The 11859-nt window shown below is 53.0% G+C and carries 7 protein-coding genes; all 7 read left to right on the top strand.

The window, feature by feature from the left end; all coding sequences use genetic code 11:
* Positions 1–6 precede the first annotated feature (6 nt).
* The 7 genes from tilS to nadA all read left to right on the top strand — a co-directional run bounded on the left by tilS (position 7) and on the right by nadA (position 11797).
* The gene (tilS, locus tag ABD796_RS30100; protein ID WP_344915437.1) at positions 7–1425 is read left to right on the top strand and encodes a tRNA lysidine(34) synthetase TilS; all 1419 of its coding nucleotides are present in this window, start codon (positions 7–9) and stop codon (positions 1423–1425) included.
* Between the two features lie 65 nt (positions 1426–1490).
* Positions 1491–2033 (top strand): hypoxanthine phosphoribosyltransferase, encoded by a 543-nt coding sequence (gene hpt, locus ABD796_RS30095; protein WP_344915435.1) that lies wholly within the window; start codon positions 1491–1493, stop codon positions 2031–2033.
* A 90-nt stretch (positions 2034–2123) separates the two neighbouring features.
* A complete protein-coding gene (gene ftsH, locus ABD796_RS30090; protein WP_344915433.1) occupies positions 2124–4079 on the top strand; it encodes an ATP-dependent zinc metalloprotease FtsH in 1956 nt (651 codons plus the stop codon).
* A gap of 284 nt (positions 4080–4363) precedes the next feature.
* Positions 4364–7453 (top strand): efflux RND transporter permease subunit, encoded by a 3090-nt coding sequence (locus tag ABD796_RS30085; RefSeq protein WP_344915430.1) that lies wholly within the window; start codon positions 4364–4366, stop codon positions 7451–7453.
* 132 nt (positions 7454–7585) lie between these two features.
* A complete protein-coding gene (locus tag ABD796_RS30080) occupies positions 7586–8851 on the top strand; it encodes an efflux RND transporter periplasmic adaptor subunit (RefSeq protein WP_344915428.1) in 1266 nt (421 codons plus the stop codon).
* A gap of 16 nt (positions 8852–8867) precedes the next feature.
* Positions 8868–10598 carry a hypothetical protein gene (locus ABD796_RS30075; RefSeq protein WP_344915426.1) on the top strand — a complete coding sequence of 577 codons (1731 nt, stop codon included), beginning with the start codon at positions 8868–8870 and terminating at the stop codon, positions 10596–10598.
* A gap of 260 nt (positions 10599–10858) precedes the next feature.
* Entirely contained in the window at positions 10859–11797 is a 939-nt protein-coding gene (gene nadA / locus ABD796_RS30070; RefSeq protein ID WP_344915424.1) for a quinolinate synthase NadA, read from the top strand.
* Positions 11798–11859: the final 62 nt, after the last annotated feature.

The raw sequence follows: 11859 nt of genomic DNA, 5'->3' as shown, positions 1-11859 counted from the left end.
CCCATAATGGAATTGCAGGATAAAGTGGATGCCGCGCTGAGTGACGGTAGGCTGACTCAGCCGGGAGAACGGATCGTGGTTGCCGTATCGGGCGGGCCCGATTCGATGGCTCTGCTGCATGTGCTGGCCCGGCTTGCCGCAAAATGGCGATTCGGGCTTATCGCCGCCCATGTAAACCACGGCTTCCGCGTGGAGGAATCGCGGGAGGAAGAACGGATTGTCGCCGCCTATGCGGACTCGCTGGGCATTCCTTGCGATATCGGCCGTTTCGATCTGCCGGCTTATATCGCCGGAAGCGGCGACAACGCCCAAGCCGCTGCGAGGGAGAAACGTTATGCGTTTTTGCACGATACGGCGTCACGGCACGGGGCAAGGGCGATCGCACTCGCCCATCACGCCGACGATCAGGCCGAGACGGTGCTTATGCGCCTTCTGAGGGGGACCGGACCGTCCGGACTGGCTGGGATGGCTATGAAGCGAAGCGAAAAAAAAGTGGAACTAATTCGGCCTTTCCTACGTATATACAAATCGGAACTCGAGCGCTACTGCTCGGTTCAGCATATTCCGACATGCCGGGACAGCAGCAACGAGCAGCGCAAATATTTTCGCAATGCCGTACGGCTCGACGTCATGCCGTTTTTGCAGGGCTACAACGAGAGACTGCCTGAATCGTTAAATCGGCTGGCCGATACGATGCGGGCGGAAGACGACTGGATGGAGGCCGAGGCCCATGAACGTTTCGACAAGCTCGTATCGGTCCGAAGGGTAGAGGAGCAAGTGCAGTGCAGCCTTGATGCAGGCCGTTTTGCCGGGTTGCACGTTGCTTTACAAAGGCGTCTGATTAAACTAATATTAAATTATGTTTTTTCGGAAGCCGATCTTTCCGATTATGTCCGGATTGAAACGATTCGTAACGCTATTGCCAAGGAAAAAGGCAGGTCAATCGTGCTCGATTTGCACGAACGGCTCAAGCTCGTCCGCGAATACGACCATGTCGTCTTCATGCAGACGCTGCCGGTCCCGGAGCATTATGAATACGCAATCGCGGGAACCGACGGTACGTTGGCGCTGGCCGAAGCAGGAGTGGAGCTGCAATGGAAACTTATTGAAGCGTCCGTACCTGTCGTGCCAACATGCCAAACGGAAGTCTGGTTCGATTTCGATCAGCTGGCTTTGCCGTTGAAAGTGCGCAGCCGCCAGCCAGGGGACCGTATGGAGCCGTTCGGTTTAAAGGGGACGAAAAAAGTAAAAGATATGTTCATTGATGAAAAAGTTCCTCCGGCGATAAGGCACCGTATACCGTTGCTGCTTGACGCGGCAGGACGCATCATATGGATCCCCGGCATGCGCAGATCGGCGCATGCGACTGTATCCGGACGAACGTCGCGGATACTCGTCATGGATGCCTGTCCTCTGGAACGGTAAGCGCGAGCTCTGCCGAGAATGCGGTCATTCATGCTTTCATAGTATAAGGGTAGGAGGGTCCATGTTTGCAAAATGACATTCAAAGCATTCTGTTCACCGAAGAAGAAATTCAGCACAAGGTGAACGAGCTGGGCGAGCAGCTAAGCCGAGATTTCGACAATCGCAACCCGCTCGTGATCTGCGTACTGAAGGGCGCGTTCGTGTTCATGTCCGATTTGGTGAAACGAATGACGATACCGCTCGAAATCGATTTTATGGCGGTTTCCAGTTACGGGCAGGCGACCCGGTCTTCCGGCGTCGTCAAAATCATTAAGGACTTGGACGTTCCGGTCGAAGGACGCGACGTACTGATCGTAGAGGATATTATCGACAGCGGGCTTACCTTAAGCTATCTGATCGATGTGCTCGAACGCCGCAATGCCCTGTCCGTATCGATCGTGACGCTATTCGACAAGCCGGCCGGTCGCTCGGTCGAGTTGGAGCCCGATTACAAAGGCTTTACGCTTCCGCATGAATTTGTTGTCGGATACGGGCTTGATTACGCGGAAAAATATCGGAATTTGCCGTATATCGGCATTCTGAAGCGCGAGGTTTACGCCAAGCCGTAAGCCGTCTGCGCGTGGCGCTCCGCTTTGTTGTGAACGCCAGACATGCTGTGTTAAAATAAGTTGCGTGTGTCGCCTGAGAGGAGGTAGGGGATGAATCGAATCATCCGTAATACCGGATTTTATTTGATCATATTTTTAGTCACGGTCGGGATCGTGCATTTCATCAGCAGTCAGAATGATACGAAACAGACCATTACGTACACCAAATTCCGTGAGGAATTGAAAAATAACAATATCGAAGAAGTAGCGGTGAAATTCGACGGCTACACGTACTTGATCCGAGGCAAGTTCAAGCAATCAAGTACAGACAAGCCGCTCTTTGAGACGCATGCTCCATTCGATCCCCGAGTCATCGAGTTGCTTGAGCAGAGCAACATTACGAAGGAAGTCCATGAGAAGATGGAGGGGGACAACGTCTGGATTACGTTCCTGACGTCGATCATTCCGTTCGTTATCATCTTCATTCTGTTCTTCTTCTTGCTCAATCAAGCGCAAGGCGGCGGCGGTAAGGTGATGAACTTCGGCAAGAGCCGGGCACGCCTTTATAATGAAGAGAAGAAACGGGTCACCTTCGATGATGTGGCGGGCGCAGACGAGGAGAAGCAAGAGCTCGTCGAGGTCGTCGAGTTTTTGAAGGATCCGCGGAAGTTTGCGGCGCTTGGCGCGCGGATTCCGAAAGGCGTTTTGCTTGTCGGACCTCCGGGAACCGGTAAAACGCTGCTGGCTCGTGCTGTTGCCGGCGAAGCGGGCGTACCGTTTTTCAGCATAAGCGGTTCCGACTTCGTGGAAATGTTCGTCGGCGTCGGGGCATCCCGCGTACGCGATCTGTTCGAGAACGCCAAGAAAAACTCGCCTTGCATCATCTTTATCGACGAAATCGATGCGGTCGGACGCCAGCGCGGTGCCGGCTTGGGCGGCGGCCATGACGAGCGGGAGCAAACGCTCAATCAGCTCCTCGTCGAGATGGACGGCTTTGGCGCCAACGAAGGTATCATTATTATTGCGGCGACGAACCGTGCCGATATTTTGGACCCGGCCTTGCTGCGTCCTGGACGGTTTGACCGTCAAATTACCGTAGACCGTCCGGATGTCAAAGGACGCGAAGCCGTACTCAAAGTGCATTCCCGCAACAAACCGCTTAACAAAGACGTCAGGCTCGATTCGCTGGCACGCTATACGACCGGCTTCAGCGGAGCCGATCTGGAGAACTTGCTGAACGAAGCGGCGCTGATCGCGGCGCGGCGCAACCGCAAAGACATCTCGATGGACGAGGTCGAGGAAGCGTTCGACCGGGTCATCGTCGGCGTGCAGAAGAAGAGCCGGGTAGTCAGCGATCGCGAGAAAAAGACGATCGCCTTCCACGAGGCCGGCCATGCGATTATCGGGTACTACGAGCGGCATGCCGACGTCGTGCATAAGGTAACGATCATTCCGCGCGGTCGTGCGGGCGGCTACGTGCTCAGCATTCCGAAGGAAGGCGAGGACCGGCTGTTGGCTACCAAGTCCGAGCTGCTGGACCGGATTACGGGTCTGTTGGGCGGACGCGTCTCCGAGGAGATGTTCATCGGAGAAATCGGTACGGGAGCTTACGACGATTTCAAAAAAGCGACGGCTATGGCCCGCAGCATGATTGTCGAATACGGGATGAGCGACAAGCTCGGCCCTATGCAGTTTGGCAATTCGCAAGGTCAGGTATTCCTGGGCCGCGATATCGGTCACGATCAGAACTACAGCGACGCCATCGCTTACGAGATCGACAAGGAAATGCAGCAAATCATTCGCTCTTGCTACGAGCGGGCGAAAGAAATTTTGCAAAAGCACAGCGAACAGGTTCACCTGGTTGCCAACGCTTTGCTCGAGCGGGAGACGCTTGACAAAGACCAAATTATCGAGTTGCTTGAGAAAGGCTCGATTACGGGGACGGATTCCGGCGATTCTTCCCAGGAAGAGCCCAAAATCAACATCCATACGCAAAACAATGGCGTTGATGCCAATAAGCTCGATTTTGACAAAGAGAAGAAAGTGGAGGACAAAAAGGACGAGTAACCTCGTCCTTGTCCCGATGGAAAGCCGGCTCCCTGTGTGGGGCCGCTTTTTTGTGCCAAAATCTTGTCTATGAAAGCGTCTGAAACCACGGTGGACAAGCTGCGTAAAAATAGAAGGCGGAAGGGGGAATCCCGGTCTTAGGTCTAGGTGCAACAACAGTCCCCAGCCTCTTTTGGTTCGACCGCTTCACTCTTAGAATAGGGGATGGAATACATATCTGAGACGTAAGGCACAGGGGCACGGCTAAAGAAAAAGCAAGTTTCGTATGGGAGGGATGAAATCGAATGAATCGCATGACCGATTTTTCTATGAAAAACATTGCGGCGGTCATTATTTTGGTATTGCTGCTGACCGTTGGGGGCATCTATTCCGCAGGTACGTTGAAAGTGGAAAGCATGCCCGATATTTCGTTTCCCGTGGTGATGGTCAATACCCAGTATAATGCGCCTCCCCAGGACGTATTGGACCAGGTGACCAAACCGTTGGAAAAATCGCTGACCGGCGTCAAAGGGTTGAAAAACTTGACGTCGTCTTCGGCCGACAACTACTCCCAGATCGTCGTCGAACTGGAGCAGAGCGTCAAATTGGACGACGCCAAGAAGGATATTGAAAGCTTGGTTGCGAACGTCAAGCTTCCGCAAAGCGCGGAGAAACCCAAGGTAATGACATTCGGTTTTGCTTCCCAGCCCGTTTATTACATGGCGGTGTACGGCGAGAACGGGATGAATCAGACCGAGCTGGACAAAATCTACAAGGACATTATTTTGCCGGGCTTCAACGGTATTCAAGGCACGGACCACGTCGACTCGATCGGCAACCAGGAAGCGCAGATGTCGATCAAGATGGACGCCAATGCACTGAAGCAATACGGCTTGACGCCGACGACGGTTTCGGGCATGATCCAAGCCGCTCTGTTGTCGAGTCCCGCCGGTTCGGTGGAGTTTGACGGACGCAACGAGATGGTCCGGGTCAAAGGGAAGATCGACACAGTCTATAATCTCGAGAATATGCCGATGACGACTGCCAACGGCGAAACCTTGCTGCTGAAGCAGATCGCCCGTGTAACCTCTATTACGGAAGCGCCGTTTATCGCCCGTCTGGACAATAAACCGGCGATCGGAATTCACTTGTACAAGACGAAGGACGCCAACGCGGTAGAGTTCGGCAACGCGGCGGATAAACTCATCGAGAACTGGCACAAGATGCTGCCGAATATCAAATTCCACTCTATCTACAACGCTGCTACCGATATCAAGCATTCCATTGACGGTATGGTGCGCGAAGGCGGATTGGGCGCCATTCTTGCCTCACTGATGATCCTCATTTTCCTGCGCAACATAAGGATGACGATTATCGTACTCGTATCGATTCCGCTGTCGATCCTCATTACGCTATTATTTATGTCCGGTTTGGATATATCGCTTAATATTATGACGCTCGGCGGGATGGCGATCGCCGTGGGCAGGGTCGTCGACGATAGCATTGTCGTTATCGAGAACATTTACAGTCAGCTGCAAAAAGCGCAAGAGCGCAATGAATCGGTTATTAAGCTGGCTACGAAGCAAGTATCGTCGGCTATTACCTCTTCGACGATTACAACGGTCGGCGTATTCGCGCCGATTGCCTTCGTCGGCGGCGTAGTCGGGGAAGTGTTCCGCCCATTCGCGCTGACGCTCGCATGCGCGCTGCTGTCCTCGCTCGTAGTAGCTTTGACGGTTATCCCGATGTTGGCGAAGCTGCTCGTGCTGCGGCAAAAAAATATACCGTTTCATGATGAACATAAAGTTGGCAAGATGACGAAGTCTTACAAATCGATGCTCATCTGGACGCTCAACAATCGTATCAAAACGCTGCTCTTATCCGCCGTATTATTCGTACTTACTTTAATTCTGGTCGTACCTCAGCTAGCCTCCGCGTTCATGCCGGAAAGCGAAGCCGACCGTCAAATGATCTTTACGCTGCAAATGCCGCGCGAAACGTCGATCCAGACGATGGATGCGCAAATGAAGCGGATCGAAGAAATGTTAAGAACAGCCAAGGACAACGCCGGCAATCCGAAGTTTACGTATGTAGAGGCGCTTGTCGGTTATGATTTCGGTACCGATCGGGTTCCTTATAAATCGACGGTGTTTACGGAAGTAAGCAAGACAGTCAAAGCCAAAGACGCTATGAAGGAATACAAGCAGCTTTTCCTGGACGATATGCCGAAGGGCTCCAAAGTTGAGGGCCAGCTTATTTCGTTCGGTGGCGACGGCGGAGGCGGGACGGATTTCTCCTATGCCTTGAAGGGCGACGATCTGCTGAACCTGAAGCAGGCCTCAGCGCTGATCAAGGAGAAGATGCAATCGTTCCCTGAACTGATCGAGATCAAGGACAGTCTCGGTGAATCCAAGATGGAAGTGGAAGTTACCGTAGATCCGAACAAAGCCAGGGTGTACGGAGTCAGCTCCGCTCAAGTGATGGACGCGGTTCATAAGTGGACGCGCAAAGAAGATCTGGGAGACATCAAGTTTGACAATGTCACCTACAATACCAAGCTTGAGATGGACAAATCGTTTAAGAGTTCGCTGAAAGATTTGGAAAATATTCCGATCGGTACTCCGCTCGGCACGACGATCGATCTGAAGGATATCGCCAAAGTAAGCGAGATCGACGCTCCGGTCAGCATCGGCCGCGAGAAACAAATGCAAGTCGTCAAAGTAACGGCCAAAATCGACAGCGCGAATAAAGGCGGAGTGAGCGCCAAAGTATCCGCCGCGCTGGATCAGGTGGAACTGCCGACAGGCGTCAGCCGTGAAGTATCCGGGGTGTCCGACGATATTAACGAAAGCTTTGGCCAAATGTTCATGGCTATGGGCGCATCGATCTTTATCGTATATCTCGTCATGGTATTGGCATTCGGAAACGCTCGCGCCCCGTTCGCGATCTTGTTCTCCCTGCCGCTCGCCGCTATCGGCGGACTGCTCGGTTTGCTCGTCACCGGGGAATCGCTCAACATTACGTCTTTGATCGGGTTCCTCATGCTAATCGGTATCGTCGTCACGAACGCCATCGTTCTGATCGACCGCGTCCAACAGCTGCGCGATCACGATTACACCGTACGCGATGCCTTGATCGAGGGAGGCGTTACGCGCCTCAGACCGATCATCATGACTGCCGGTGCGACCATTATGGCCTTGATGCCGCTGGCGCTCGGTTTGTCCAAGGGGACGGTCATTTCCAAAGGTCTGGCCGTTGTCGTTATCGGCGGCCTCACGACGTCTACCGTGCTCACGCTGGTAGTCGTTCCGATCATCTACGAGCTGCTGTTCGTCCGCCGCTCGCGGAAAATCAATAAGAATAAAGCTTCCGCCGTGAAGGAACCCGCAATCTAATCTTGACGAAACGTACTCGTACACAATGGCGCAAAGGAGCTGGTTCCGTTCTCGGAATCTTCAGGCTGCCGGTCCTTAGAAGGGGTATGGAGCTGCGCCATTGGGTACCAGAATAAAGGAGCATAGGCGAAGATGAGACAATCCCGATTGAAAAGAAAATCGTTCAGGAGCGGCGCCAAGATCGCCGCAGCGCTTGTACTGACTGTAGCCGTCGCAGCCGGCTGCACGACGGGCGGCAAGGAAGCTGCCCCGGCGGCCGCCCAAGAGCAGACGATCAAGAGCGTTAAGGTGCAACCGCTGGCCAAGCAAAAAATCGGCGAGCCTTTGGAGCAAATTGCCGATGTAGTGGCCGCCACCCAGCTTGATGTCATCGCGAAGGCGGGCGGAGACGTGAAGGAGCTTACCGTGAAACGGGGCGACCAGGTCAATGCTGGCGACGTCATCGCCCGGTTGGATCCGGTTGACATGAAGCTGCAAAAAGATAAAGTCGCGCTCCAATTGCAAAGCAGCCAGCAAGCTTTGACCAAAGCCAAAAAAGATTTTACCGACAGCAAAACGGAAATGGCCAATGGGGTCAAAAAAATGGAGCAAGCTTTGCAGGATATCACCAAGACGTACAATAAAGCAAGAAACGACTACGATCAGGGTTTGATTACGAAGCAGCAGCTGGAGCAGACGGAAACCGCTTGGAAAAACCAGACGCTCGATCTGGACCTGCTCAAGCAGAAACAAAAAACGCTGGAAACGACAGATGCGTTGTCGGCGCTGGAGACGCAGGTGCAGTCCGCTTCCTTGTCCATGAAGGAGTTGGATCGGAGCATCGCCAATCTGGACATTAAAGCTCCGGTATCCGGTATTTTGACGGAGCTGCCGGTCGTCGTCGGCATGACCGTGCAGCCCGGCACCAAAATCGGCCATCTGCAGCAGTTGGACCCGATTCTGATCAAAGCCCAACTGACGGAAAGCTCCGCCAAGCTGGTGCGAGGCAAGCAGGAACTCGTTTATTACGTATCCGGCAGCGCCGAGAAGGCGAAAGCGCCGATCAAATATTTGTCCCAATCGATGGATGCCCAAAGCAAATCGTATGAACTGGAGCTGGAGATCGCCAATCCGAACGGCGCGCTTAAGCCGGGCACGAAAGTGCAGGTACAGCTTACTACCGAGCAGGAGCAGGTTGTTCTTACCGTTCCGACGCTTTCCATTGTGCGCGAATCCGGTGATACTTTCGTGTTCGTTCTTGTAGGCGACACGGTAGAGAAACGGAAAGTCGAGCTCGGACGACTCAACGAATTGAACCAAGAAATCATCTCCGGCGTCAAAGAAGGAGAGCAGCTTGTCGTATCTGGCCAAAATCAGTTGAAGGATAAAGAAAAAGTGAAGCTTGCGGAATCGAAATAAGAACGGAGGAACTTCTTTGAACCGAACTTGGAAGAAATCGTTGACCGTCGCCGTATTAAGCGTCTCTCTCATTATGACCGCATCCCCGGCAGCCATTCTTGCGGCAGGACCTGAAACGGCTCTGAGCACAGGCATAGCCGGACCTTATAGGCTCACCGCACTCATCTCCGCAGACGTGAAAAGCGTCACTAGCGAGCGCATTAAAGATACGACCCGCATCGGCGCGGTCGTACGACTGTACAACGAAGCCGGCAAGATTACAAGGGTGCCGGACTACGAGCTGAGAGTCAAGACGGCCGCAGGCGTTGAATACACGCTCCAGCCGAGCGCCGCCAATGCCAAATCGATTCAACCGAAAGAAAAAATCGATCTCAGCTATATGCTCACGCTGGACGGAGATGCGACTGCATTAACCGATCTGTCGTGGGTTGATGTAGACGAATATGTATATCCCAAAAAGGAAACGGCTGTGCTGACCGTCCCGGTCGCGAATATCGTCTGGGGGGGCAGCGATTCCGCCTTGACGGGGGCAGAGATCAAGCAATGGGGTGAGCCGTTTAAGCTGTCCGTCCAATCCGAAGCGCTGCAATACGCTCCCGTAACTTTGGTCAATGAAAAGACGCCGCAAGGTCCGGTTACGGTCATTACCTTCATCGCGGAAAATACAGGGGACCGTACGGAGACGGTGCCGGATTTCCGGGTAGACGGCAAGTCGGATACGCGTTCGTACCCCGGCCAACGGGCCGAGAAAGACGTGCAGCTGAAGCCTGGCGAGAAAAAATATATTCATTACGGCATCCTGACGGAGAACAATGCCGTCCTGAACAGCCTGAACATTCTGACCCCGGAATCGTTCGTACAGCTCGGGGCGAACAATACGCCGACTGTCGATTCGTATACCGTAGGACGGCTTAACATCGCTTTGCCGAAAAAAGATACGATCGATATCGGCAGCCTGCCCCCTTACAAACTTCGCGACCGGATCGTGTTCGATCCGCTGAACAAGCTGATCGATAAAGAGACGAGCATATCGCTTGTCGATCTGAGCATGAACGAATCCGAATCTTCCGGCTATAATACCATCATCGCCAAGTTTCTGGTCAACAATACCGGAGAACGTCCTGTACCGCTGCCGGCCTTCCAGACCGAGCTGACCAATGCCGAAGGCTACCGGTATACGGGTACTCGGCAGAACACGGCTGTTCAGCAACTTGCGCCCAAGCTGTCTTACATCATCAACTATTCGTTCGCCGTTCCTTCCACGGAAAAGGGTGACAATTTGCTGATGAAGCTGCAGGACAATCAAACCGTCGCTCCTTACAACATTCCGATTGGTGGCTTCAAGACGGCCGTTGTGGAACAGAAGAGCGAGGACGAAAATACGCTTTCGTTCTACCCTTACAACGTAAAGCTGAACCTTTGGGCTATGAACATTCAAGGAACCGCGACGGGCACTTTTTCCTACAAGCTGAAATTGGATGTCGATATTACGACGGTAGACGACGTTGTCGCCGACCCGAGCTCCGCCAATATGAAGATCGAGCTGCACGATACGATGGGCCGGATGATCGCTTCGGAGACGCTGCCGTTTACCGGCATGAACAAGCTGATCAGCGGATCGCAGTACGTCGTATTCCAAAACTTGCGTACGGATCAGATGGAATGGCCGCTGACGCTGAAAATTTACGAGTCGATTCAAACCCCTACAGGGGAAGCCAAGCGTCTGGTGAAGACGTTGAAGCAATAAGCCGTAAATGGATAAATGATCAAGCCTTGTCGAACCCGGCTCTCCTGAGCCGGGTTTTTCCCTGTTTCAGCATGTTTTTTCTTATTGACAGCGTAAGCTTCCGTTGTGTAAATTAGGTGTAAACTTACTGTTGCTTGTCAAAGCCTGTCGCTTGCGTCGTTCCTAAATCTGTATCGGCTACGGTCGCGGGCATTGGATCAAACTAGTCTTAACTAAATGCGTGAACTTTTTCACGTGTTTCGACGAAGGGAAGGATTCGTATGGAAGCTCTTGCGTTGGAGCGTAAGGCTGAACAGAACCGCGAGCTGAAGGAGCGTATCGCCAAGCTCAAGAAAGAACGCAATGCCATAATACTCGCTCACTACTATCAGCGGGATGAAATACAGGAAGTGGCCGATTTCCGCGGCGATTCTTTTCTGTTAGCGCAGAAGGCCGCGCAGACGGATGCCGAAGTCATCGTATTTTGCGGCGTGCATTTCATGGGGGAAAGCGCGAAAATATTGGCCCCGAATAAGACGGTCATCATACCGGACGAACGGGCAGGCTGTCCGATGGCCGACATGGTCAATGTGGAAGGGCTGAAGGCGTTAAAGCAGCGGCATCCGAACGCCACCGTCGTGACCTACATTAACTCTTCGGCGGAAATCAAGGCGGAGACCGATATATGCTGCACGTCGGCCAATGCCGTCAAAGTCATTCAATCCGTCGATTCCGATGAAATCATCTGGGTGCCGGACAAAAACTTGGGTGACTACGTATCCAAGTTTACCGACAAAAAGATGATCATTTGGGAAGGCTACTGCAATACTCACGATATGCTGACCGTGAAGGACGTTATGGAGATGAAAGCGCAATACCCGAACGCTCAATTCGTGGTTCACCCGGAGTGTCGGCCCGAAGTAGTTAAGCTGGGCGATTTCGTAGGCAGCACGACGGCCATTATCAAGTATTGCAAGGAATCGGACTGTCAAGAGTTTATCGTCGGCACAGAAGACGGAACCGGCTACCAGTTGCGGCTGGATAGCCCGAACAAGACGTTCCGCTTCGCGACGAAATTTCTCGTCTGTCCGAATATGAAAGTGAACAACCTGAAGAAGGTTGCTAAATGTCTGGAAACGATGCAGCCGCAAATATACGTACCGCCGCAAGTCGCCGAGAAAGCCAAGCTGTCCTTGGAACGTATGCTGCAAGTCAAATAAAGTTATTCTGGAGCGCATGCTGCCGGTCAAAAGCAGCATGCGCTACTCTCATGTCTTGAAGG

Source organism: Paenibacillus hodogayensis (assembly GCF_039536325.1).
In the GTDB taxonomy this organism is placed as follows: Bacteria; Bacillota; Bacilli; order Paenibacillales; family NBRC-103111; genus Paenibacillus_AB; species Paenibacillus_AB hodogayensis.
This window is presented reverse-complemented; position numbering and strand designations above follow the sequence as displayed.

What these genes read in the sequence shown, in the direction of transcription:
- tilS (WP_344915437.1), top strand. Translation starts at nt 7, where the DNA reads ATGGAATTGCAGGATAAAGTGGATGCCGCGCTGAGTGACGGTAGGCTG.
- ftsH (WP_344915433.1), top strand. Translation starts at nt 2,124, where the DNA reads ATGAATCGAATCATCCGTAATACCGGATTTTATTTGATCATATTTTTA.
- ABD796_RS30085 (WP_344915430.1), top strand. Translation starts at nt 4,364, where the DNA reads ATGAATCGCATGACCGATTTTTCTATGAAAAACATTGCGGCGGTCATT.
- ABD796_RS30080 (WP_344915428.1), top strand. Translation starts at nt 7,586, where the DNA reads ATGAGACAATCCCGATTGAAAAGAAAATCGTTCAGGAGCGGCGCCAAG.
- nadA (WP_344915424.1), top strand. Translation starts at nt 10,859, where the DNA reads ATGGAAGCTCTTGCGTTGGAGCGTAAGGCTGAACAGAACCGCGAGCTG.